The organism is Klebsiella grimontii, from assembly GCF_900200035.1.
Classification (GTDB): Bacteria; Pseudomonadota; Gammaproteobacteria; order Enterobacterales; family Enterobacteriaceae; genus Klebsiella; species Klebsiella grimontii.
Genome location: NZ_FZTC01000015.1, coordinates 403,587 through 426,946 on the forward strand (window position 1 = coordinate 403,587; position 23,360 = coordinate 426,946).

Here is a 23,360-nt window from a genome sequence, read left to right on the forward strand (position 1 = left end):
CAACGCCTTAATTCACTAGCTCGGAAGAGCACCGCCGAACATCCTGATAAACGATCAGGTGGTTTTGTCGTATCGCTTCCCCTCTGCTACGATTGCCGCATCGTTTATTGAGGGGATAGGGATATGAGCGAACAAGAACAGTTACAGCGCCTGAGTGAAGAAATCGCCAAGGCATATTTACGGCACCTAAAAGAAACAACCGGCGGTGACACGGTGACTTATGACGGAGTTACCAAGACCGTTGTTTTTGAACAGTTGGTCTTCGGGTTGGTTGGGGTGGCTCATACCAATGCGAGAAAGCATCCTGACGATCCTGTTTTGAAGGACCCCCATAAGCATTTATCACGGATGATTAACCTCTTCTCGCGCCCATACACGCTAACCGATTTCGGTCTGCGCGTTATAGAAATGATGAATGAGAAGTCTATTCATAAAGAGCGCGGGGTGGCGATGTGAGGCAGGTAATTATTACCGGACTACTTTTCTTGTCGTCATTTTGTTATGCAAAATCTGACGCTCAGATTGTTAATGATGCGAAAGAGGCTGTAAGGAAAGATCTATCTCAGAAGTATAAGCCAGGAGACTGTGAGAGATGGAGGTTGCTTGAAGGTAGCGGGAAGGCCAAGAGTGGTTCTGCTGTCATTAATTGTGACAGTAACTTCAATCCATTGTTGGGGCTAGATTTCTCTGAGATAAAGGTATTCCGACATGAAAACTCAAATGCTGTCTGCGGGATTGTTTCGGGACACACAGATATAAGCAGAATTGGAGGTCGGTTCGTTTATACAGATGGTGATAGCGGTCATGTTTTCATTAAGAGATCTAAAGAGCCTGCCTTCTTGGCTGATAAGAGCGAAATCGGTCGCAATGCACTGAAGATACTGGATCAACAATTAAAAATTAACTCCAGAAATTGTCAGTAACGTAGATTAGGCAACCCACCATCAGGTGGGTTTTTTGTTCTATTTCGGAAAGTAAGTTTTACCTACTATTTTGAATTATTGGGAAACTATTAAATTTGCAGATAAATTTATCTCTGCATAAACCGCAGTAGCCATAAGGAATCCATCCCCCTTGGCTAAAACAAGGTCACCATAATTTGCATTCAATGCCTTGAGGGTGATTTGAAAGAGATCGCTGAAATACTGCTTAAATGTCATTTCGTCTTCATAGCCATACAGAACAAAGCTACCTTGCCGGGGTTCAACCTTCGGGTCGAAGATAACGACACAGCCAGTAGGAAAGCTAAATCCTCCCGAGCCACTCATTGATTCACCAACAATTTTGAGGGCGAAAGCTTCGTCGCTAACCTTAATGCCGCAAGGGTGGAATGTTGTGGCGGATTTTAAAGCTTCTTCAAGCTTGTCAGCAAATGGTCCCATAGTCAGAAGTGGTACCTGACGAACGGATGTGTAGGGAATGAAATTTTTGAGGTTGGGCTCCTGCCCATCACCAGACGCCAGCCAGCCAGGAGTAGTCCCAAGCGCTGAAGCCAAGCGCAGCAGAACAGCATCTCTTGGTTTGGACTCACCACCTTCGTATGCCGCAATTTGGCGCTGAACAACTCCAATTTGTTTTGCAAGCTCTGTCTGGGTCAGGCCCAAAGATTTTCTTAGCGTTGAGACTCGCTCGTTGAACAGGGAATCGAAGTTCACAATTTCACCCTTAAAGACATGTTGACATATGAAAAATTCATATTAATATCTCTACAAGTTCATATGAGTTTTTATGTAGAGAAAAAAGAGGAGTTCATGATGTCTGAAAAGATTTCCACTATCAAGCCGCGCCAGGTTCGTTTTGTAGAAAAGATCGACAATCACATCCGAGATTCAGCTAAGCGCTGCCATCGTTCTATTCAAGCTGAGATCGCATATCGTATGGAATTGCTTATGAAGCTTGAGGAGAAGGGTGATGTGGTTATTCAGTAAAAACGACGAAGCCCCAATGGCTGCAACCATTGAGGCTTCTAATTTGTCAGTATCTACCAAGGAACTAACGAATATGAGTATAGCAACTGCTGTTTCCACTATCAACGTGCCTTTCTACGGTTCTGATCTGTATGTTGTCAGTGTTGATAATGAGGCATACACCCCGATGCGTCCTATCATCGATGGCATGGGGTTAACATACCAGGGGCAGGCCGATAAGCTGAAATCACGTTTTGCCAAAGGGGTCAGGGAAATCATGATCCCTACAAAAGGTGGTGAGCAAACAATGCTTTGCCTTGCTCTTCGCAAATTGAACGGCTGGCTGCAAACCATCAGCCCCAACAAAGTCCGCCCTGAAATTCGCGATAGCGTGATTCGTTATCAGGAAGAGTGCGACGATGTTCTTTACGAGTACTGGACGAAAGGCGAGGTTAAGAACCCACGTAAGGCTAAAAAGTCACTCCCCGGTAAAATCACTTCAGAGCAACAGGAAGCAATTAAGCAACTGGTAATGACTCGCGGAAAGGCGCTGCCGAAAGAGAATCAGGCCAAGGCGATGATTACCATGTGGTCTTCACTGAAATCTCACTTTGGTTGCAGTTACAAAGAAATCAACGACGACCAGTTTACCGAGGCGCTTTCTATCGCTGCGCGTGTGCCTCTTGAGGGTGAATTCCTTGGCAAGCAGGAAACGCTACCAGCACCTAAGTTTGACGTAAACATTCCGCTTCAATGGTGGATCGATAACAACCCGTTGGTTCGCAGTGGCAACCTCACATTTGGCAGGGGCTGCACTGCTCCTGCACTGGATGTGACGATGGATATGCTTTGCGGCGATAACTCGACCTCTGCGGCCATTCGCCTGATTAACGTTCTGGAGGAGGCTGGCTTTGATGTATCAGCGCCGAAGGCCGAAATTGTAGCGATGCGCAAACATCTGGGTAATGTCGAGTACGGCATGAAGGCTATCGCAGACGCTTGCCGCCGGGCGGGAAATAAAACCATCTCGTTCCGTGGCGGAAAGGCTGAATACGTAATTGGTTAGGGACCTACACAAAAAGTGTAGGTCAAACGGGTTACAAAAATCTTGTAACCCATGACGCAAACCTCGCTCCGGCGGGGTTTTTTATTGCCCGGAGGAAGCATGGCGGAAGGTGAAAATGTTGGCGGAATCTACATTGAGATCGAGGCCGATGTTGCAAAATTGCTTACTGGTCAGCAGCAAGCGAATAAAGCCCTTGATAACATTGGAGATAATGCACAAAAAACATCAGGGCAATTCAAAAAGCTTGATACGCAACTTAACGCTACCTCTAAAGTTATGTCTTCAGGGTTAAGGGGGAGCGTTCAGCAAGCAGGTTATCAGATCCAGGACTTCATCGTTCAGGTGCAAGGTGGTCAATCTGCATTGGTAGCATTTAGTCAGCAAGGATCGCAGCTAGCTGGGGCATTCGGGCCAGGCGGTGCTATCGTCGGGGCGCTAATCGCGCTTGGAACTGTTGTTGCAGGGACTTTAATTTCTTCTCTCAATGGTGGCAAAAGTGCAATGGATGCGCTTAAAGATGCCGCCGAGAGGATGAATGATGTTATCTCTGTTTCTACTCAGGGTATCGCTGCGCTTTCTGACAAATACGCAAACCTTGCCAGAGTGAATGCTACCGCTGCAACATTACTCCGAAATCAGGCTGCGATTGAATATAATCAGGCAATTTCAAAGATACCTAAAGCTATCGGTGATGCAGCAGACTCATTTCTCTCATTTGGCGATAAAGCTATTTCAGCGTTTGGTGGTGGTTATGCATCTATTGAAGGATTCAACGATCGGCTTAAGTCGCTAAATATCACGACAGATGATTACAAATCTGCGATGAATCAGGCTTATGGGGCGGGACAGGCGTTCTCGGCAACAGCCAATAGCATCGGTAATACAGTCGGTGCCGTAGCCTCTAAGTTGGGTATTTCTGAAGAGGCGGCGTTTGGGCTTACTAAACAGCTCGCCGATCTAAGCGATAATCCATCGCCTCAGGCTCTTCAGACTTTAGCGTTAAGAATTGGCGATATGATTTCGTCATCAAAAAACGCCAAACCTGAGTTAGTAGAGCTTTACAACAAGATAGTAGACCTTTCCACCGGAGCATCTCAGGCGGCCTTTAACTTTGAATTGTTGAAGAAGTCCACAGACAACCTAACCGCCGGGCAAAAAAGCTTAATTCAGCAGTCCGAGAGGAATCTGGCGCTATCTAAACTACAAGGTACCGCAAGGGCAAAATTAGCGGCTCAATATGCAGCTGAGGACGCGGGATTCTCAAAAGACGATCCGCACACCAAGCGAATGATGGATGATGCTGCCGCGACTTACACCAATCTCGATTCGCATAAGAAGCTGACAGCGGAGCAGAGGAAAGGTGAGAGTCAGGCAGAGAGAAATGCAAAAGTTGTCGAAGAGTACAGCCAGAAAGCAAAATTGGCTGCCGATTCTACAAGCGAACACTCGCGCGAACAGGCGATACTGGCAGCAAAACAGAAGTTAACGAATGCTACACCGCAACAGGTTGCTCAAGTTGAACGTGATGCAGCGGCTGCATGGGATACGGCAAACGCTCTCAAAGCCCAAGCCGCTGCCCAAAAGCTCCTCCCGGAAACAAGAGAGAACGCCTCTTATCAGCAGGATATGAAGGATCTAAAAACCGCTCTTGATGGGAAGAGGATTACCCAGCAACAGTACGATCAAACCAGTGAGCAACTGGAGGCTCAGCACCAGGCTAATCTGGCTAAGATACGCGCTCAGCAAACTGTAAGCCCCATGCAGGAAGCTCGGGGGCAGATTGACCCTGTCCAACAGCTGGCTAACCAGCACGCGCAGGAGCTGGCTTTGATTCAGCAGTTCGAGCAGCAAGGAGTTCTCGCCCATGAGAATGCATTAGCGCTGAAAAATGCCGCTGACCGGCAGTATGAGCAGCAGAGGACCGCAGCTCAATGGGAAATCCTGAGCCAGCAAAGCCTCGGCTATAACATGCTGACGAGTGCGGTGGACGCCTTTAGCGGGAATGCCTCAAACGCAATTACTGGTCTTCTCACCGGCACAATGTCAGCTCAGGAGGCGATGCGGTCACTCGGGAATACCATCCTGAACAGTGTGATCAACAGCATTGTTCAGGTTGGCGTGGAGGCGCTGAAAAACTACATCCTCGGCCAGACGCTCGGGGCGGCTTCTGTTGCGTCATCTGTAGGAATGGCAGCCACTACAGCTACGGCATGGGCGCCAGCTGCTGCACTGGCATCGCTAGCAACACTGGGAACAAACGCCGCGCCGGCATCTGCAGGCATCACTTCGACTGTAGGGCTTGCGAGCGGTCTTGCTCTGGCTGGCGCGCGCTATAATGGCGGGCCGGTATCGGCTAACAGCATGTATCAGGTCGGCGAGAAAGGTAAGCCGGAGATTTACCAGGCCAGCACCGGCAAGCAGTACATGATCCCTGGCGATAACGGGAAGGTCATCAGCAATAAGGATATGAATGGCGGCCAGGTCCAGGTAAACATCCAGTTTTATGACCAAACCAGTGGCGGACAGCATTCATTCCAGGCGCAGGCGATGCAGGAGGGTAATGTGGTAACTGTGGATGCGTTTTTAACCGATCTGGACCGTGGTGGACCGATGACATCTGGTATGATGGACAGATTCGGATTATCAATCAAGGCGAGAGGGTCATATTAGTGACTTCTGATGAGGTTCTTGTAGGCAAAGAAATGTCAGATGCTTTTTTGCATAACTACAAGTTGCTACAAGCCGAAAGCGATCGAGGCGCGGTACTTGTTGCATCAAGTGTTATTGAAAAGGCTCTGGCTGGGTTGATAGCAGCATTTTTATTGGAAAATGATGCTAAAAACGATGAGTTATTCGTCGGTTCAAACCCTCCACTGGGAACACTGGAATCGAAGATTTTAATAGCGTATCGACTTGGGTTAATTCGTAAAGTTATAAGAGATTCACTCAGCATTTTTCGTCGCATACGAAATGATTTCGCTCATAATATTGAAACATATAGTTTTGATAATCAAAGTGTAAAAAATAGATTGAATGAAATCTATTCATTAAGAGACGATCAATCAAGTGCGCTTGATGAGATAATAAGCAAATCTAAAGATGCAACTTCAACAAGAGAAAAATTTCTTTTATTTTTTGCGATGGATATGGCCGCTCTTCAACGAATAAGACTTTCGATTGAAAGGCTTGCGCCGCTTGATTAACCAAACCAACCCGCTACGGCGGGTTTTTTAATGCCCGGAGGAAACGTGGCAACAGCTCAATACCCTCCGTTCCTGCCGCTGCCCCAGCGCGCCGATCAGAACATGACGCAGGATACAGCCTGGCAGACGACGCAAACTGCCGTCGGCCCCGCGATATTTACCCCGATCACCACGGACCTGAAAGCAACCTGGACGCTGCAATGGATATTCACTCTTGCGCAGGCCGAGCGATTTAAGTCATGGCTGCGCTCGCCGACATACTGCGACCGCGGGCGCAACTGGTTCCAGATGCCAATCGACCTTGGGGATACACAAGGCGTGCAGCAACAGACGCTTCACTTCGTCAGTATGCCGGTGCAGACCAGCAAAAACGGCAGCATCGTCACCTGGACGGCGACGGTTATCAGCAACGGTATCGAGGATATGACCGAGGATTACGACGACTGGATTGTCGAAGCGCAGCCGGGTTATGGCTACTGGCTGGATTATCTGGTGACAGAAGTGATGCCGAGGTCCGACTGATGCCGACATTGAGAGAGTGGAAAGAGCGGCGGCCGGCGAGCGACATCAAACAGACTGTGGAGTTTTATCACCCTGCTTTCGGCTATTACCGTGTTGTGAACAACCTGTTCCGCCCAGCGACGTTTGGCGGAAACTCGTTCGAGCCTGCGCGGTTCAGCGTGACCGAGCCAGCGCAGGACGGAACGGCAGTGATATCCATGACGATCACCTTTGTCGCCGCGACGGAACACGTCCGGCAGACGCTAAAAAGCTGGCGCGGGGCGGCGCGAATGACGCCGATAAAATGCCTGTATCAGCAGTGGGATGCGATCGGTGACACGGCATCACTGAAAGACTGGACGCTTTACGTGAACGACATTTCCGCCGATGCCAGCAACGTCACTGTGACCGCCGGGAAAACTAACCCGCTGACGCTGGCCAACTCCATCATTTACACAACGAAAGACTATCCCGGGCTAATCACCGTATGACACAGAGCGAATTTATCGGGCTTGTTAACGGCAAGCCCTGGGCTAACCGTACCTGTAGTTTTGAGCAAATGGATTGCTGGGGCCTGGTGGTTCTCTATTACCGGCATGTGCTGGGGCTGGAGCTGCACCACATCGCCGGCTACGAATCGGGCGAGGAGTTCATCACCTGCTACGAACATGAGCACGTCCACTGGCGGCGCGTGCCGGTGGCGACCACCGGTTGCATCGCCGTTTTTTACCGCGGAGAAGTGCCGGCGCACATCGGGGTAATGATCAGCCCGGTTAAGTGCCTGCATGCCCGCGGCGAATTCGGTTTCGTACGCTGCGACAGCCCGCTGGCCTTACTGAAGGTTTACAGCAAAGTGGAGTACATGGTGCATGGTTCGATATGAATTGCAGCGACTGCCCGGCGCGCCGAAGCAGTCAGGAACGGTAGAGACCGGAACCGCACTGGTGAGCCTTCTGGATTCTCTGCAGTTACACCGCGATGTGGTCGTTAAACTGAATGGCCGCGCGCTGCCGGACGACTACGATATCAGTCGGCCACTGAGTGCCGGTGACGTCGTGGCTGTGTTCGACCAGCCGGAGGGCGGAGTCGGAAAACTGGTCACCACAATATTGCGTCCGGTCTCGAAAATCCTTTCCGGTGCGCTGAAGGTATTCGGCCTGTCAAACAAGCCGAGTGCCTCTGTATCGGTTGCGACGGGAGAATCGCCGAATAATGACTTAACTGGCCAGACGAACCGCGCGCGACTCTATAAGGGGCGTCCGAACATTTACGGCCAGTGCCGCGTATTTCCTGACCTGATTCAGGAGGCGCTTTTCGAGTTCGTCGACAATAACAAGCAGCTTACAGAATGGTTTGAGGTCGGTTATGGCCGGTACACCATTTCCTCGATCCGCTACTCGGAATCGAATCTTGGTAGCCTGGCTGGAGCGAGTTCTGCGATTTATAACCCGGGTGACGTGATTGGCACGATAGAAGTCGGCTATCAGTTCGATGACGTCGATAACGAGACTGTGCCGGGTCTGAATGAGTCTCAAGATTTCCCGGCTCAGACCGCCACAACAACTACGCCGACATCAGTCGCGATAGAGAGCAATCAGCTCAAAGCTGTTGTTCTGTCGAACGATGATAACTTTGCCTACTTCGCTGCGCTGTCGGTGCCGCACCCGGTTACGTTCGTCATCAACGCCACATGGAACGACGGTGGCACAAGCGTTACTCGAAACGTCACCGGCGCCGGGAACATCATCTCCTCAGAGAGCTTTATTGGCGAAGATACGCTTTCGTACACGACGTTTTATATCGGCGAACTCTCTGGAGAGATCACGTCGCTGCCGGGCAATGCAGTTATCAACTCGACTCTGTTCACGCTGAATGACCAGACTCCGCTTGTTATTGGACCGTCAGTCTCGCCAATCGTCTCGACGCAGGTGTGGGTGCATGTGCTAGTCCAGCTCGGCGCGACGGCCGGCACAACGCAATACCGGATTAAATTCTGGCAGGTTGATGACGACAATAATCAGGTGCCGGGTACGTCAGAACAGTACGATTACTTCTTCGACAACGATTTCCAGGTGACGACCCGGTATTTCCGCACAACGCATAAATTCGTTCCGGCGGCTGGGGCGGGACGCTATGCGGTGACCATCGAGCGACTCGACAACAGCAACGATGCTAACGTCGTAACGCTGATGGCGATCCACGCGGTGAACGTACGGGAAAACGTCGTTTATCCGGAAGACACGATCGCCCGTATCACGATTAAGGGGCCGAACGACAGCAACTCAAACCGCGAGCAGAAGTACAACATGCTGGCACAGCGGCATACCATCAACTACGACCGGACAACAGGCGCGGTTGATTATACGCTGCGGCCAAGTCGGTCTTTTGCCGACGCTATCCTTCACGAATGGGTGGTTGTCGGTAAACAGGACGTTGCAAGTATTGACGTCGTCGCTCTGTATGCCATTGCTGACTCACTGACGGATGCTCAGCTTGGGTATTTCGATTACACCTTCTCCGATGAGAAACAGCCGCTGGGTGAGCGCATAGCAACGATCGCTAATGTCGCTCGCGTCGACGGCAACAACATCGGCGATGTGCTGACGTTCTGGCGTGATGAGAAAGTGACAAACCCGGATGCGGTTTTTGCGCGTTCAAACATGTTCTGGGACGAGTACAAAGTCGCTTGGCAAATGTCTCTCCCCGGTGGTTATGACGGCGTAGCGCTGGACTACGTTGACCCTCTTACGAACAAGAAGGCTTACGTCTACCTGCAGATCGACAGCAGCGGAATCACTGAGGTTGAAGATGCTACCGTTAACGCGATGCAAATCAGTCTGGACGGCTGCCGCAACTCCACTCAGGCTAATGACCGGGCGTGGCTCGAAGCGAGAAAGCTCCTTTACTCGCGCCTGACCATGACGGTGAAAGTGCTGGAAGAAACCCAGGTGGTGCGCGGTACGGTTGTTCAGTGTCCGGACATGTACGACAACGCGCAGCAGACCGGATACATCACTGGTCGCTCCGGGGATGTGTTCTCGACGTCAGAGCGTATCGACTTCTCACTCGGCGATATGTGGGTGGTGATGACCGACAGCCTCGGCAATTACCGCGGGCGCTGGCGAGCCTATCCGGTAAGCGGCAAGCCCAAAGCATTTCAGGCAGCGGCCGATACTTTCGACCTCAACATTTATGATCGCAGCACGGTCCAAAATCCCAGCCGGTATTTCATCGCTACCGACTCGGAACTGAACTCCACAATCTGGCGCGTGGACAGTGCTAAGCCCAACGGTGACGACACACAAACCCTCTCACTCACTGAGTATTCAGACTCGATTTATCCGTAACACACAGCATTAACTACCAACTATCGCGCACAACACCAGATTAATTTCTGAGTGTTTCGCGCGTCTATATAGGGCGACATGCACATGGCAGAAGTTCCATTACCAACACCGACACAGGTTCCTGTTCCAAGTACTGACATTCGTAACGCTGTATTTGCAGGTGCGAAGCTTGACGAAGAAGTAACCGGCTCTGGCGAATACTACACTGATCGCCTTGGTGTAAAGCGCCTGACTAATACCGGTAGAAATAATCAATTCAATACAGCTCAGCAGGAAAGAGAAAGCCGGTTCAATACATTTATCCAAAACTCGGGTTATGAAGTAATCGGTGATTATACTGCAGGTCCGTTGACGCTCACCGAGTATAACCAGCTCGTTCGCTATGACAACGAGTTGTATAAACTTACCGCAGCAACAGATATCCCGTTTACCACGACTGGTAATACTGACGAAACATGGATCAGTACTGACGCTGCGCATTTTGTATCTGTCGGTGATGCCGCTCTTCGTCAAGAGTTGGGTTCAAGCGCGCCGGGGAATGGAGGGTCTATTATTGCTCTTGAGCAGGGGGGAACAGTCCAGGACGCCATATTCCATATTACCCCAGGCATGTTTGGCTACACCCCAGACTTCAATATTACATCTCAAACCGGAACAGATAATGGCCCAGCATTAAGACAGGCGATTGCAAAAGCTATAGCTCTTGGATACCAAATTGTTGAGATCCCCGCAGGCTTTGCATTGATTGATGTTTCATTGGAGGATGTAAATTTAGGTGGGCAAGGGTTTAAAGGATACCAGGGAGTTAAGCTTGTTGGGGCGGGGCAAAGAAATACGAGGCTTTTCTTTCGCGGTCCTGCTGGGAGTGTGGGCATATCCAATATTGGTGGAAGTGGCTCAATATCTCAAAAATCACTACACGGAATAGGCCTATCTACAACCAATGATTCAGTAAGGAATGTTAATCTGTACCTTCTGGATGGATGCTGCTTTTCCCACAACTCGGATTTATGGCTACTTAATGGTGCAAGCGGCATTAAATTTAGCAATAGTGGAACCTCTGGCAGTTTTACTGAGTTTAATACTTTTACAAATAGTAGGGTGCAAAACTGTGCCGATAATATTATTTTTGAAGTCAACGGAGGCGATAATAGTTTTCATGGCAATTCATTTACCAATGTACAGAACCAAGTTTTAGCCGGGTCAACATTTGGGAATGGGATCAGGGTTAATGGAATCACATCTCCAGCTTACCTTTATAACCAAACGTGGGATATGAAGTTTTTTGGGGGCACCAACTGCAGAGCATACAAACTAACTAATTGTAATACAGATAATCTTAGTGGAAACCTATCATTTGAAGGTAACTTAATTTGTGAAACGACCGACGCCTCTGTTTTTGAATTTAAAGGTAACTTTTCAGGAATAAGCACCCTTACATTTAATGTGGTAACTCCTACTACTGTAAGGGCTGCAAATTTCATATTTAACAATGTGCTAGATGATTTTAGTTCATTTAGCAATACAGTACTGTCATCTTATAGCCCTAGACTGTTCAACCCGCAATTAGCAGACACGACTGATAATGGAGTCACCGCTTCTGTTTGGAGAGTGAGAAATGCAGTGGGCGATGGGTTGCTTTTTAATGTTTTCAACGGTAGTCCAGGTTGGTTTTTCTCGACAACTCAGGCTAATCAAAGAACCCAGGCTGCGGCACCAAAATATTCATTAGGTCCCGATGGCAATAGCTTCACTGGTTATTCATCAACTCTTTATCTTAACCCGGTAAATTCGACATACGGATTGCAGTTATCATCAGCCGATTCTCGATTTGCCCCCAGAACAGATAATACATTATCTTGTGGCGCAGGGGCGTTTAGGTGGACTCAGGTTTTTGCAGTTAATAGCACAATAGGAACGTCAGATAAAAGGAAAAAAACCAACCTTCGCCAGATTGACACTAAAGAAATTTCTGCGTTTTACGAAATCGGACAACTTGACTCGGTGTGGCAGTGGTTAGAAAAATATCAAACAGAGGGGGATGAAGCAAGGTTGCATTCTGGTCCGACAGTACAAGATGCCATTGAAATCATGACGCGCTACGGTCTTGTATGGAGCGATTATTCCTGCTTTGTACATATAGAGCAAGTCGCCAGTCCAGAAGAGGTAGAGGCATGGGGCGATATCTATGAGATTATCCCTGATCAGCCAGCTATCTATGAGGATGATGGTGTCACGCTTCGTCAAGCAGAAGAAAAAGGGGGCCGGAAGCTAAAGACGCCTGCAGGTAGTCGGGTCATCAAAGATGCACAGCCAGCTATGAGTGAGTATGCATTTAGAAAAGAAGAGTTATTATTCTGGATTACAAGGGCGATTATTGCCAACCAAGATATATTATCAAAGAGACTTGATGCACTTGAGGAGATATCGCAATTGAATAAATAATGATATTCAATCAAAAATTATCAACACTCGCAACGCATTATGTATAATTGCTTTTCCATTGTAATTGTGTGATACATAATCATTAGAGATGGATACCCAAAGTGGTGTTCATCTCAAATAATGCATTTCTGCAAAAGCAAAAATGCTTTGTAGCTTTATTTAAATGAAGGAAAATATCGATGATGGATTTAGGTGAAGTTGAATATGTTGTAGAGGATTCGATGTGGTTCATTAAATATAGACATGTCATCACAGGAGGGCGCTATGATTCACAAGAAACAGCGCAGTATGCCGCTGAGACGCTTACTGTTGATGATATGGATATTTTATGGATGGATAAGGTTATAAAAAACCCCAGCAAGAAAGGTGCTGAAGTCCTCATTTCCCGGCAAGATATAGATGAGTTTTTGTCAACCCGCCCCGTATATTCCAAAAGTGAATAAATGACAACTTGACGTGTTTAGCCACTCAATAATACTGTACATATAACCAGTATTATTGAGAGTAGGGATCATGCTCAGACAATCAGACATCAACAACGCCTTTCGGGAGTCGATACTTCGGAACTCGAAAGGCTACCAGTATCTACACACACGAGACTTCATCTCTTGTTTGATGCTGCGGGGCATTCATTTCTCAGAGTCAGAAGCCAATCGCTGGATAGAACGCTATCAGTCGTGCTTCGCTGACAAAACGCCGAATCACACAGAAAACAGGCTGTGGATTCTCCGCAACATGGGGAGGGTGATGTAATGGGTCCATTTCCGTCGCCAGCGGCTGATTATATTGAGACGGTGCTGACAGTTACAGCCGCATGTGACATCAATGCGAATTCTCAGGTTATTCAGACTGACAGAGGCTATGTTGTTTTAGACTTGTCGTTAAAAGTGACGCAGGGAAGCGTTGTACTTATCCGTTGTGCAGGTGAGTTGCAGTTTGCAAAGTTAATGGGTCAGTCGTTCATCACAGTGGAAGGCGAGAGCATTGAAGGTGAAGCTCTGGATGATGTTGAGGTCCTCGGAGTTGCCACGCACTCGATTAATGATTTGAGGCAGGATACGAGTCCTGTTTGATAAAAAAATCCCCTGAGCAGGCACACTCAGGGGAAAAAACTTCATGACATTATTGCTGTATGCGTCTTTGCGCGGAGTGTATCTTCTGAGAAAATTCCAGATGTTTCCAGATATTTCTGGTCTGAACAGTTAAGTTGAAGAGATGGTTGCATGGGCATGTATTTACTTAAGGGGCCTGGAGAAGTTGAAGAGCCCTGAGTTGCACCCCCATGCGAGCAACGATTTGAGGCAAGATAATAGCCCTGTGTGATGTGTCGCATTTGTGGCGTAACTGAAAAGCGCGATAAGGACAATGAAGTCACACAACGACACGTAACGACACAAAACCGGATGCGAACGCGGAAAACATATGTGTTTACAGTGTGTTATTTAACGCTCTACTTTCTTCTAAGCCGTAGGTCACAGGTTCGAACCCTGTAGGGCGTACCATTTTCTCGTTAAGAATCCTCTTTCCTTACCTTTTTACTTCCTGGAATTAGTGTTTTTCTTTTACTATCCCTATCGAAGTTGACGTAGGTCTAACCGAATCAGAGCTGCACATAAGCCTTTAAAGGGCTCATTTCGTTCCTGGGAGGATGAGGGACTCATAGCCCTCAATCTACCAAAGAAAGAAACGGCAGAGCCAAAAGAGAGATAATACATACTCATTAATGGCGGCAGATTGTATCAATTAGCTACAGCAGTAGGCCTTACGATGATTGAGAGATACCTGGTAAAATAAGCAGATATACTTTAAAATATTTGCGTTAATATATTCATTATTGAATCACACAATATGTCGGGTCGGATCATATAATTGAAGGTGAGCTGAGTGATATAATCGATTTGCTGAATAATTTAATTTGTGATGAAAATTTTTTAACACGCACAGAACGCCTTGATTTGGTCCGGGCTATTGCCGCCATCGGGGCGATAAAAGACGTGTTGCTATACTTTCTCCACAAAAATCCTCGTCGGTTAAAAAGAGTGAAGAAAAGAAAGAAAAGGTTATCGAGCCACGTTTTCCAAACGCTGGCATAGCCTGGAATGACAATGATGAGTCCATCCTACGGGAAGTATTAGACCCTATTCCAACGGAGAAAATAGGCGATCATCTCTTCTGGCTGGCCGAAAAGCTTGGGCGTATTCCTTATAGTATGGCTTGTAAGATAGCTCAGGTGAAAAATTACCTGCTGAATGGAAAGATAGCTTCCGTAAAATTTCAGCTCGGATTCGCGATTCGAAAAATGACGTTCAGCGAATATATTTAAGCTAAAAGTAATGAATAAGCACGGAATAAGATTCGAGCCTTTATGGCCTTATGGCATTTTTGTGTAAAGGATCTGCGAGCAACCTGCAGGCAGGCATAACGATTTCTTGTGACACTACAAAAAAATACTTTCAGAGATATTCGGCACTATTGAGAAAGATCAATATGTTTTTTCCTTCTGCCGGGTAATTTGAGTTGTCCTTTCTCACGAGAGCAATCTTTATGGCCGTTAAACGACTCGGTACCGCCGTGTTAGTATTACTGTGTGCTTTTATAGCCAGCGCTGCTGCCGCTAAAGCACCGCAATTAAATGATGATCAAGTTAAGCAGCAAATTATTGAGGCTTCTATTGCTTCTTATCCTGGCGTTTGCGCTTGTCCGTTTAATCGGGCGAGAAACGGCAGTTCCTGTGGCAGGCGCAGCGCCTGGAGTAAAGCAGGAGGTTATGCGCCAGTTTGTTATAAGAAAGAAGTCACTCAAGAGATGATTAAACGCTGGCGTCAATCCCAACAAATATAGATATTTATCCCCGCTGGGAACGCAACGTTACTTTGCTCTTGGACCTGGTTTCGGAGAGTCTGGCAACACGCAGACTCTCTGAGAAAAGGGCAGAGGCTCGCTCGTTTTCCCGGCCTCAGGCGCCGGTTTCATTTTTTATTCGCCTGTTAATGTATTCCACGGCCTGAGAGACATCCATAATCCCATTAATCGCGTTAGTCACACCCTGGCCGATAATAATTTCTGCCTGGCGCAGGTTGAAGGGCTTACCCTGCGTTCCCTGCGACTCTCTTATCCCGACCATGCCCTTTTCATTCAATAAATTAAACCATGGATAGAGGTTCAGGACGTTCTGATCGTGACAAATTCCTGACCAGGCGCAGTTTCCTCCGAGCAGAACCAGATGACGCGCAATTTCATCGGAATAAAGCCAGCTGAAGAACTGCTCAACCTGTTTTTTCTTTTTGCTGTAGCGGGACATCCCAATGGATCCCCCTCCCAACTGTGGAAGCTGTCCCGGGACTGAAGCATAGCCGATAGTGGGGGCGATAGGGCTATGCGCGACGTCGTTGAACAAATTGAGATACATGATCAACATGGCGAGGTTGCCGCGCTCAAACTGCTTAACGGCGTCACTCCACCATTCTCCTGAGAGATTCACGGCGACGGAGAGCTGTTGCAGGTATTGTTCAAGCGCCGTAGCGGCAAGCGAAGTCTCCAGTTGAACCGGTTCGCCTTCGCAAACCAGACGTCCGCCGAGAGCGTAATAACGCAGTAGATATTCCGTGGCGATAAGCCCTGAGCTGCCTAAGGTCACCGCCGTGCCCATCGGGCGCAGCCTGTTATCCGGCTGATGCAGGCGACTGAAGAAAGCCGCTAACTCATCAAATTGCGCAAAGTTTTTGGGTAGCGTCAACTCTTTGCCCGTCGTTTCGTAGAACATCCGTTTTAACGTCGCATCTTCAAAGAGATCGCGTCGGTAAAACAGAAGCTGCATACTGGCATCAAAGGGGATGGCCCATGCGGTGCCATTCACTATGCTGAAGTGCTGTCGAATCTGGTCAGAAAAATGAGTCAGCAGCTGCGGCAGCGCAGGGGAAATCGACTCCAGCGGCAATAAGGCTTTTTCTGCAAACCAGGGAAAACAGGCCATATCGATGCGCAGGAGATCGTAATAAGGATGCAGATGAAGATGGGAAAGAATTTCAAACACTTCATCATAAGGATAAACCGCAAGATTTACCTTGATACCGGTCTGACGATAAAAGTGAGGTAACAGCTTTTTCAGCGCATCGGTTGAGGGGCTGGGCAAAATTAACATATTCAGCGTCGCCTCGGTCTCAGGCGGCTGGACGGATTGGCCATCTAATGAAAATCCGCTATTTGTCAGAATTCGATGCGTTACCTGTTTTTTAGGCTGGCGAATATGGGAAGCGATGGCGGTACCCAGGCGACCATAGTCCATCTGGTAGTTTGTGACGCCGTCGAAGGCTGCCGGAAGATTATCACTCAACTGCAGTATCGGCGGACAGGGCTGCGCGCTACCAAACCAGGCTGCCTGCGTCACGGCTCGCGTTTTATCACTATCCTGAGTGATGAAAATATCGGGGGGAACCCCGCGGAAAAAATCAAACGCTACGGTGTTAGACTCGCCCGCCTGGGAGGATAACACGGTGAGCTTAGCCTGCGGACTGACTGTCCGGCAGGTCTCCTGTATCGCCTGAATAAAACATGCGCTATGAGCATATTCAAGGGGTTCGCAGAAGATACCGATATGGCCCGGCCGCTGCGCGAGCGCTCTTCTCGCAAGGTGTTCACCCGCAGTGACGTAATCGAGGCTGAAATAGTTGTCAGCTCCGGTAGGTTGCCGGTATGCAAAAAGGATCTGTTCCGCGGGCAGCTTGAGCATTTCATAATAAGGTTGGCTATTGCTCAGGCAGCTGACGGTAACAATGGTCTGGTAAGATTTTGCCGCCAGCGTTTGCAGAATCTCCAGTTCCAGGTTGGGCAGATCGTTGGTCAGGTAAAGATCCAGCGGTTCGCTTAATGATGGCTGACAGACCTGATGTAAGCCCCGGTAAAGCTGGTAATACTGCTCCGCATTAATGTCTGGCAGCAGTAGCGCCACCCCTTGGCTTTTACTGGCTCTTAACGATTGCGCCTGCGCATTTAACTGATAGCCCACTTCCTTAGCCGCTCGTTGAACCGCTTCAATCTTCTCAACGCTGACATTTCCTCTGCCATTAAGTACGTTCGAGACAGTGCCGTGTGATACACCGGCTAGCTTTGCTATGTCTTTGATTGTCGGCATATTTTAATCCTTACCCTCATACGTTGATGCTAGCACGGCATACATCTGAAAACTATCGTTGCCGGTATTATTTGAACGTTACAAAATAAATTTGTGTCATTTATAGACATTAGGAATATTAATCTTTTCCGGCTTGAGATGATTAACCATATTGTAAAAATGATAATTTATTGAAATTTAAGATAAATTAAGTAAGTTTTTGAAGGGGATTACTTCTGGGGTAAAAGATTGTTGTTCCGGTTAAACGGCAGAACCATAATTGACACGTTCCAATTACGTTTGATTACATTTTTGATGATAAAAACAGCAACCTGTTAGTGATAAGAGGAAATCATGAAGATCCATTTTCTGGGAACGGCAGCGTCTGAAGGGATACCTAACCCGTTTTGCCGCTGCGAGCACTGTCAGCAAGCCCGTATACGTAAGGGAAAAGACATTCGTACACACTCTTCCGCGATTATTGATGATCAACTGTTGATTGACGTCGCGCCGGAATTTAGCCAGCAGCTGCTGCGCGACGGCATGGACGCAACTGAAATCAGGTCGCTTCTGTTTACCCATACTCATCCCGATCATTTCAACGTCGGCGATCTTTTCAGCCGAATGGAGGGTTACGGATTTGAGATTAACCATCCGCTGAATATCTTTGGTAACGATCGTGCGATTAACGGTGCGGCAGAGGTTTTGCCGGGCTATAGCGCAGAGCGCTTTGCCTTTCATTGCCTGGTGCCCTTCGTCACCGTAGAAACCCGTGGTTATCGGATAACTCCGCTGCTGGCTAACCATGCTAAATGGGAGCTTTGTTATACCTGGTTTATCGAAAAAGAGGGCCAGTCAATTTTTTACGGTCATGACTCTGGCTGGTTTCCTGAGCTCACCTGGCAGTGGCTGGAAGGTAAAAAAATCGATCTGGCCGTTCTGGAGTGTACCTACGGCTTTAATGGAGAAAACCGTACCAATAACCATATGAGTCTGGAAACGGTGTTCGCTGCCAGAGACAGACTGGCGGAACTGGGCTGCCTGAAGAAAACAAGTCAACTTGTCGTCTCGCATATTTCACACAGCGGCGGTCTCCTGCACGATGAGCTAGTAGCAGCATGTGATAAAGAGAACATTCTTGTCGCCTGGGACGGGCTTAACCTGAGCATTAACCAATAAAGGATATGCAATATGGACCTTAATAAAACACCACGCCTGTTAATTATGATGTTCATACAGTACTTTATGCAGGGCGCCTGGAATATGACCATGGGGCTGGTATTAAGTACCTATGGAATGGCGACCATAATCGGCTCATCCTATGCCTTGCTCGGATTAGCGACAATTATTTCACCGTTATTTATTGGTATGGTGGCCGATCGCTTCTTTGCATCACAAAAGGTCATGGCGATCCTGCACTTAGTCAATGCTGGCGTTCTGCTGTTTGTTCCGCAATTTATTGAAGCACAAAATACCGGCATGACGCTGACCATGATTTTCCTGGTCGGTCTGCTGTTTTATCCGACAACGGCGCTGGCTAACAGTATCAGTTTCAGCCATATCAATGGGGTTAAATATTTCCCATTCATCCGCGTTTTTGGCACCTTCGGCTTTATGGCAATCGGCTTTATCATTGGTGAAATGGGATATTCCGGCAACACAGTTACCTGGTATATTGCGGCAGCTTCCGGCGCCGTCCTGGGCTTATATTGCTTCACATTGCCGAATACGCCGCCAAAAGCAAAAGGAAACGCTTTTGCGCTGCGCGATCTGTTATGTCTCGATGCTCTGGCACTCTTCAAAGATCGTAGCTTCAGCGTGCTGATGCTGAGTATCTTTGTCTTAATGATCCCCAAAACTGCATATTCCGCCTATATTCCGGTCTTTTTGAAAGCGCTGGGGTTCGATAATGCCGCATCAATGATGCAGATCGGGATTGCCTGCGAAGTGATTTTTATGTTCCTGCTGTCGTTCTTCTTACTAAAAGCCGGCTTTAAAATCACGCTGATGCTGGGGGCCGTTTGCTGGATCATCCGCACGCTGTTGTTTGCTCATGCCTCGCTGGATGCCAACATGATGTTTGTGCTGATCGGCCTGATGTTACAGGGATTCTGCTGGGACTTTTTCTTTACCGTCGGCGATATTTATGTTGACCGCAAAGCCGCGCCAGAGATCAAAGCGCAGGCGCAAAGCTTGAGATTTATCGTCTCCAACGGCGTCGGGCTGCTGTTTGCTTCTACCGTTTGCGGGCAGATTTTTAACACTACCGTGACTGAGCAAGGGCCGGAAGCGTTACCGCAATGGGAAACATTCTGGTTAGTTTCAGCCGGTGTGGCCGCGGTAGTGAGCGTCTTCTTCCTGATTTTCTTCCGCGACGATCTGTCAAAACGCAAAACGGATCTCGAATTGAAGAAAGCGAATTCCTGATTGATAACGGATCTTTCATTAAGGTAAAGATATGAATAATCTGGCCGCCACGATCGTCGATCACGGATGGTTTCCGTTATTGACCATCGTCAAAATCAGCATTGCGTTTATTCTGGGAGGCATCATTGGCCTGGAAAGAGAATCGAAAGGGAAACCTGTCGGATTCAAAACCTGTGTCATTTTATCTGTCGCCAGCTGTGTGTTAACCATCGTTTCAATACAGTCGGCGGAATACTATGCTGAAATTTCGATGAACATCCGTAGCGATCCGATGCGCCTGGCGGCCCAGATTATCAGCGGCGTCGGTTTTCTGGGGGCGGGAGTGATTCTACATCGCCACGACGATGCTATTTCAGGCCTGACGACGGCGGCCATTGTCTGGGCATCAGCCGGGATTGGAATTACCTGCGGCGCCGGTTTTTATTTTCATGCTTTTTTCGCCACGGGTTTGTTCTTATTGGCGATAAAATTAAGCCCATTCATTATATTCCTGCAAACTAAAAATCAGTTCCCTGGAAAAGTGAAAGTACGGGTGGTTCTTGATGAACGAGGGGCCCTTGAAAAGCTGATAAGCCGTATTCATCAGCAAAAAAATATTATCGAGAATATTACGATTAGAGACATTAAAAAGGGAAAGATTGAGGTTAATTTAAAAATGGTTGTTCGCCAGAAAATGACCTTACCTGACTTATACCACGATCTGTCTCATGTTGAGCATGTCTACGCGCTCGCTCTTGAACATTGATTAGTATAAAAATGTGGATTATGTGGCCGCTTGTTCTCTTTTATGTTGGCGGTACCAATACACCCGGTATCGGGTGTATTGGTAAGCGTAATGATAGTGAAAATGAAGAATTAAAATGATTAATGATATAATTTAGCGTCAGCCCAGGACTTTACAATTCTCTGATGATGATTTCCTCAAGTTGTTCGATGCTTATCTTCCTAATTTGTTCACATGAGAGAGATGGTCTGATAAGCCGGAGATGCATACTGTCGTTAACAATTATTATCAATGGTTTCTCATTGCTACTGCGAATAATATCCAGAATCGAACATATTTTCCACATTGTCATTATACCTGTAGTTGCTAAAACTAGTTTTTAATTTATATCATACAGCCTTGAGTAAAATGATAGCCTATATCATCTCCGGGATGAGGAGAGGGATGCGTCCTGATATAATATCTACCAGCAACTTGGTTGAGTATTATTCGATCCTTTTTTTGCCACTTATTATTATTTTGATTTAAAGTAAATAAAGTTGAGCCATTAACCAAATGGCTTAATACCCATTGTCTGTTTCTGCAAACTCCTGGTTTAATGATGCCATCTGACTCGCGGTGGATATATAATTCCACGAGTAGAACTTGGCTATCATTGTACCTTGCGCCTGCAATAAGGAATTTGGCCCAGCGATAACTATACATAATCCTCTCTTGATTCTTAATGTTTATTTGGCTGTAAATCTACGAAGTATTTTCTTTGAGTGACTGAATACTGCTGTTCTCAAATATATAGGCAAGAAAAAAATAATTCAATCGCAGGTTAATTTCTTAGTGATTATAAATGCAAAGATTTTAATGTATTAATTTTTAGTTTTTTATAATTCGCTTTAAACTCTAAGAGATTTTTTATGCGAAAATTTAAAGGTTTTTTATTGCCATTTAAGCACTGTGAAATATTATTTTTTAATGCTATGTGTGTTTTTGTATTATGAGTTGTTTCTGAATTTGTTGAATGTTTTTTTATTGTTTCATCGGCGATGATTAATATGATGTTGTACACATAATTAACATAAAATGATTGTTCTTATAACATTCCTCATTGTGTTTATTGATACTATTGGTTTATTAATACGATACCTCTTTACTCATTCCTGTATCGTCAACAGAGGGACAGGAGGCTAATTATATCAGGGATCTGAATGCATACGCCTGACTGTTGGGTAGCATACCTCTCGAGACCTGGTATGATGTGTTTACAAGACTTCAATTTCCCCGGGATGCTACAGGGCTCAACACGTTCAGAGCTTGTCTTACCGCAGCATACTCAGGTATTCACAGGATGCAGAATAATTATGAAGTACTTAATTGAAAACAAACTGATTTATAATGCTGAGTCTGGTGAGCTTATTCGTATTGATATTGGCGTAACGGATAAGCACCAATTAACGAAAACGGCCAATCATATTCTGGCCATACTGATTGAATCCCACGGTGAGATTGTTCCTCGGCAAAGCCTGTTAGAGAGGGGGTGGGAGTCTCGTGGGCTCGAAGCTTCAAATTCATCTTTAAACCAATATATTAGTATTCTCAGAAAGAAACTATCATCCCTGACGGGAACAGAGAATATTATTTTGACAAATCCAGGCGTTGGCTTTTATCTGTCTGCAGATATCAAAATTAAACTATGCAATGAAGTCAGCAACGGGCTATCTCCTCCACGGCGAACCCGTTACCACTGGTTTAGTTATCTGATACGTGGAGGTATTTTAGCACTAATCCCCAGCCTTTTTTTTATTTTGCTTGCTAAATATGAAGTTGTTGTTCCATCTATTCGTTTGAAAGAGTCCGACAATCTGACTCGTATCGGCAACTGTCAATTAAAATCGTCTGTTCCCATCCCCGAGAGAATGCAGGAAAAAGTTCTTAATCTAATGGAGATGCATCATCCTGGGCTGCTTGAACACTGTCAAAGTAGTCCGGCCAGACTAATCGTTTATGTCCAAAGAAGTGTCCTTCATGGTAAATCTGGCGCCGTTTTTACATCATTTTGCCCTGTGAATAGCATAAGCCATAAGACGCTCTATTGTCATAATTTTTACGCTAATCAGTGGAGGCAGCATGACTAAGAATAAATTCTACCTGTGCTTTGTTTTTTTGTTCTGCGCGGTCTTCGCTCTGATTATTTATCTACTGATTTTACTGAATAAGAAAAATAAAATTAAAACATGTGAGGCAAATGTTTACTTTACTATTGCATCATTGAACGATTCATACACTTTTGACGGCCATGTTTTATTTGATATGAGCAATAATAGTGGCTATGTTTCTTTGTCTGGAAAGATAGTCGATGGTGATGAATCGTACTATCTTTCGCAGGATATAGCCTTTGATTATATGGCCGATGGTGAGGGACGATACAAAATATTACCGGGTGATAAAATCGATAATAGATATGGAAGTATTCCTGATGATCTCATTATACCTATTTATGATATCATGGGATTGTCCGGAAAATCACCCATCTTTATTTTTACCCGGAACAGGGACTACATTGTCTGGGGAACGCTCAATTCACCGGTGATGACCTGCGTATTTACTATGGATAGATAAACGCCATATATTTGTTC

The 23,360-nt window shown here is 46.8% G+C and carries 23 protein-coding genes; 20 read left to right on the top strand and 3 right to left on the bottom strand.

Annotated elements, in window-relative coordinates; translation table 11 throughout:
- Nucleotides 1-123 precede the first annotated feature (123 nt).
- Nucleotides 124-456: a hypothetical protein gene (locus KOSB73_RS09690; protein WP_098140460.1), complete on the top strand. Its 333-nt coding sequence runs from the start codon at nt 124-126 to the stop codon at nt 454-456.
- The gene (locus KOSB73_RS09695) at nt 453-923 is read left to right on the top strand and encodes a hypothetical protein (protein ID WP_098140461.1); all 471 of its coding nucleotides are present in this window, start codon (nt 453-455) and stop codon (nt 921-923) included. Before KOSB73_RS09690 ends, KOSB73_RS09695 begins: the two co-directional genes overlap by 4 nt.
- Nucleotides 924-998: 75 nt before the next feature.
- Here KOSB73_RS09695 and KOSB73_RS09700 read toward each other — a convergent pair whose 3' ends face one another.
- The gene (locus KOSB73_RS09700) at nt 999-1,655 is read right to left on the bottom strand and encodes a LexA family protein (protein ID WP_133116567.1); all 657 of its coding nucleotides are present in this window, start codon (nt 1,653-1,655) and stop codon (nt 999-1,001) included.
- A 99-nt stretch (nt 1,656-1,754) separates the two neighbouring features.
- Between KOSB73_RS09700 and KOSB73_RS30815 the strand changes: the two genes are divergently transcribed.
- From KOSB73_RS30815 to KOSB73_RS09770, 13 genes are all read left to right on the top strand, one after another.
- On the top strand, nt 1,755-1,928 hold the full coding sequence (locus KOSB73_RS30815) for a hypothetical protein (protein ID WP_165774992.1): 174 nt from the start codon (nt 1,755-1,757) through the stop codon (nt 1,926-1,928).
- A gap of 106 nt (nt 1,929-2,034) precedes the next feature.
- On the top strand, nt 2,035-2,973 hold the full coding sequence (locus KOSB73_RS09710) for a phage antirepressor N-terminal domain-containing protein (protein ID WP_165774999.1): 939 nt from the start codon (nt 2,035-2,037) through the stop codon (nt 2,971-2,973).
- A 99-nt stretch (nt 2,974-3,072) separates the two neighbouring features.
- Nucleotides 3,073-5,643, top strand: coding sequence for a tail protein (tape measure) (locus tag KOSB73_RS09715; protein ID WP_098140463.1), 2,571 nt, complete (start codon nt 3,073-3,075; stop codon nt 5,641-5,643).
- Nucleotides 5,643-6,176, top strand: a complete 534-nt coding sequence (locus KOSB73_RS09720; protein WP_165774993.1) for an MltR family transcriptional regulator — start codon at nt 5,643-5,645, stop codon at nt 6,174-6,176. Before KOSB73_RS09715 ends, KOSB73_RS09720 begins: the two co-directional genes overlap by 1 nt.
- A 45-nt stretch (nt 6,177-6,221) precedes the next feature.
- Entirely contained in the window at nt 6,222-6,698 is a 477-nt protein-coding gene (locus KOSB73_RS09725) for a hypothetical protein (RefSeq protein WP_165774994.1), read from the top strand.
- Nucleotides 6,698-7,168 carry a hypothetical protein gene (locus KOSB73_RS09730; protein WP_098140464.1) on the top strand — a complete coding sequence of 157 codons (471 nt, stop codon included), beginning with the start codon at nt 6,698-6,700 and terminating at the stop codon, nt 7,166-7,168. The genes KOSB73_RS09725 and KOSB73_RS09730 overlap by 1 nt, the downstream gene beginning before the upstream one ends.
- Nucleotides 7,165-7,560: an NlpC/P60 family protein gene (locus KOSB73_RS09735; RefSeq protein WP_098140465.1), complete on the top strand. Its 396-nt coding sequence runs from the start codon at nt 7,165-7,167 to the stop codon at nt 7,558-7,560. The genes KOSB73_RS09730 and KOSB73_RS09735 overlap by 4 nt, the downstream gene beginning before the upstream one ends.
- Nucleotides 7,547-10,024 (top strand): MoaD/ThiS family protein, encoded by a 2,478-nt coding sequence (locus KOSB73_RS09740; RefSeq protein ID WP_098140466.1) that lies wholly within the window; start codon nt 7,547-7,549, stop codon nt 10,022-10,024. The genes KOSB73_RS09735 and KOSB73_RS09740 overlap by 14 nt, the downstream gene beginning before the upstream one ends.
- A gap of 84 nt (nt 10,025-10,108) precedes the next feature.
- Nucleotides 10,109-12,469 carry a tail fiber domain-containing protein gene (locus KOSB73_RS30445; RefSeq protein ID WP_106426859.1) on the top strand — a complete coding sequence of 787 codons (2,361 nt, stop codon included), beginning with the start codon at nt 10,109-10,111 and terminating at the stop codon, nt 12,467-12,469.
- A gap of 179 nt (nt 12,470-12,648) precedes the next feature.
- Entirely contained in the window at nt 12,649-12,912 is a 264-nt protein-coding gene (locus tag KOSB73_RS09750; protein WP_064351664.1) for a hypothetical protein, read from the top strand.
- Nucleotides 12,913-12,982: 70 nt separating this feature from the next.
- Nucleotides 12,983-13,222, top strand: coding sequence for a hypothetical protein (locus KOSB73_RS31140; RefSeq protein WP_098140467.1), 240 nt, complete (start codon nt 12,983-12,985; stop codon nt 13,220-13,222).
- Entirely contained in the window at nt 13,222-13,542 is a 321-nt protein-coding gene (locus tag KOSB73_RS09760) for a hypothetical protein (protein ID WP_064381292.1), read from the top strand. The genes KOSB73_RS31140 and KOSB73_RS09760 overlap by 1 nt, the downstream gene beginning before the upstream one ends.
- Nucleotides 13,543-15,013: 1,471 nt before the next feature.
- Complete coding sequence (locus tag KOSB73_RS09770) at nt 15,014-15,310, top strand: hypothetical protein (RefSeq protein ID WP_074181151.1); 297 nt, start codon at nt 15,014-15,016, stop codon at nt 15,308-15,310.
- A gap of 115 nt (nt 15,311-15,425) precedes the next feature.
- Here KOSB73_RS09770 and KOSB73_RS09775 read toward each other — a convergent pair whose 3' ends face one another.
- Nucleotides 15,426-17,600, bottom strand: coding sequence for an extracellular solute-binding protein (locus KOSB73_RS09775; protein ID WP_082237496.1), 2,175 nt, complete (start codon nt 17,598-17,600; stop codon nt 15,426-15,428).
- 333 nt (nt 17,601-17,933) lie between these two features.
- Between KOSB73_RS09775 and KOSB73_RS09780 the strand changes: the two genes are divergently transcribed.
- The 3 genes from KOSB73_RS09780 to KOSB73_RS09790 are packed head-to-tail and all read left to right on the top strand — an operon-like array spanning nt 17,934 to nt 20,751.
- Nucleotides 17,934-18,758, top strand: coding sequence for an MBL fold metallo-hydrolase (locus tag KOSB73_RS09780; protein WP_004137854.1), 825 nt, complete (start codon nt 17,934-17,936; stop codon nt 18,756-18,758).
- A 12-nt stretch (nt 18,759-18,770) separates the two neighbouring features.
- Nucleotides 18,771-20,006 carry an MFS transporter gene (locus KOSB73_RS09785; protein WP_024358918.1) on the top strand — a complete coding sequence of 412 codons (1,236 nt, stop codon included), beginning with the start codon at nt 18,771-18,773 and terminating at the stop codon, nt 20,004-20,006.
- A gap of 31 nt (nt 20,007-20,037) precedes the next feature.
- Nucleotides 20,038-20,751 carry an MgtC/SapB family protein gene (locus KOSB73_RS09790; protein ID WP_004137852.1) on the top strand — a complete coding sequence of 238 codons (714 nt, stop codon included), beginning with the start codon at nt 20,038-20,040 and terminating at the stop codon, nt 20,749-20,751.
- A gap of 363 nt (nt 20,752-21,114) precedes the next feature.
- On the opposite strand, the gene KOSB73_RS09795 is transcribed toward KOSB73_RS09790, so the two are convergent.
- A complete protein-coding gene (locus KOSB73_RS09795) occupies nt 21,115-21,435 on the bottom strand; it encodes a hypothetical protein (RefSeq protein ID WP_071830639.1) in 321 nt (106 codons plus the stop codon).
- A gap of 650 nt (nt 21,436-22,085) precedes the next feature.
- Between KOSB73_RS09795 and KOSB73_RS09800 the strand changes: the two genes are divergently transcribed.
- On the top strand, nt 22,086-22,859 hold the full coding sequence (locus KOSB73_RS09800) for a winged helix-turn-helix domain-containing protein (protein WP_098140468.1): 774 nt from the start codon (nt 22,086-22,088) through the stop codon (nt 22,857-22,859).
- Complete coding sequence (locus KOSB73_RS09805) at nt 22,852-23,343, top strand: hypothetical protein (RefSeq protein ID WP_098140469.1); 492 nt, start codon at nt 22,852-22,854, stop codon at nt 23,341-23,343. Before KOSB73_RS09800 ends, KOSB73_RS09805 begins: the two co-directional genes overlap by 8 nt.
- Nucleotides 23,344-23,360 lie beyond the last annotated feature (17 nt).

What these genes read in the sequence shown, in the direction of transcription:
- KOSB73_RS09690 (WP_098140460.1), top strand. Translation starts at nt 124, where the DNA reads ATGAGCGAACAAGAACAGTTACAGCGCCTGAGTGAAGAAATCGCCAAG.
- KOSB73_RS30815 (WP_165774992.1), top strand. Translation starts at nt 1,755, where the DNA reads ATGTCTGAAAAGATTTCCACTATCAAGCCGCGCCAGGTTCGTTTTGTA.
- KOSB73_RS09715 (WP_098140463.1), top strand. Translation starts at nt 3,073, where the DNA reads ATGGCGGAAGGTGAAAATGTTGGCGGAATCTACATTGAGATCGAGGCC.
- KOSB73_RS09730 (WP_098140464.1), top strand. Translation starts at nt 6,698, where the DNA reads ATGCCGACATTGAGAGAGTGGAAAGAGCGGCGGCCGGCGAGCGACATC.
- KOSB73_RS09735 (WP_098140465.1), top strand. Translation starts at nt 7,165, where the DNA reads ATGACACAGAGCGAATTTATCGGGCTTGTTAACGGCAAGCCCTGGGCT.
- KOSB73_RS09740 (WP_098140466.1), top strand. Translation starts at nt 7,547, where the DNA reads ATGGTTCGATATGAATTGCAGCGACTGCCCGGCGCGCCGAAGCAGTCA.
- KOSB73_RS30445 (WP_106426859.1), top strand. Translation starts at nt 10,109, where the DNA reads ATGGCAGAAGTTCCATTACCAACACCGACACAGGTTCCTGTTCCAAGT.
- KOSB73_RS09750 (WP_064351664.1), top strand. Translation starts at nt 12,649, where the DNA reads ATGATGGATTTAGGTGAAGTTGAATATGTTGTAGAGGATTCGATGTGG.
- KOSB73_RS31140 (WP_098140467.1), top strand. Translation starts at nt 12,983, where the DNA reads ATGCTCAGACAATCAGACATCAACAACGCCTTTCGGGAGTCGATACTT.
- KOSB73_RS09760 (WP_064381292.1), top strand. Translation starts at nt 13,222, where the DNA reads ATGGGTCCATTTCCGTCGCCAGCGGCTGATTATATTGAGACGGTGCTG.
- KOSB73_RS09770 (WP_074181151.1), top strand. Translation starts at nt 15,014, where the DNA reads ATGGCCGTTAAACGACTCGGTACCGCCGTGTTAGTATTACTGTGTGCT.
- KOSB73_RS09775 (WP_082237496.1), bottom strand. Translation starts at nt 17,600, where the DNA reads ATGCCGACAATCAAAGACATAGCAAAGCTAGCCGGTGTATCACACGGC.
- KOSB73_RS09780 (WP_004137854.1), top strand. Translation starts at nt 17,934, where the DNA reads ATGAAGATCCATTTTCTGGGAACGGCAGCGTCTGAAGGGATACCTAAC.
- KOSB73_RS09785 (WP_024358918.1), top strand. Translation starts at nt 18,771, where the DNA reads ATGGACCTTAATAAAACACCACGCCTGTTAATTATGATGTTCATACAG.
- KOSB73_RS09790 (WP_004137852.1), top strand. Translation starts at nt 20,038, where the DNA reads ATGAATAATCTGGCCGCCACGATCGTCGATCACGGATGGTTTCCGTTA.
- KOSB73_RS09795 (WP_071830639.1), bottom strand. Translation starts at nt 21,435, where the DNA reads ATGTATAGTTATCGCTGGGCCAAATTCCTTATTGCAGGCGCAAGGTAC.
- KOSB73_RS09800 (WP_098140468.1), top strand. Translation starts at nt 22,086, where the DNA reads ATGAAGTACTTAATTGAAAACAAACTGATTTATAATGCTGAGTCTGGT.
- KOSB73_RS09805 (WP_098140469.1), top strand. Translation starts at nt 22,852, where the DNA reads ATGACTAAGAATAAATTCTACCTGTGCTTTGTTTTTTTGTTCTGCGCG.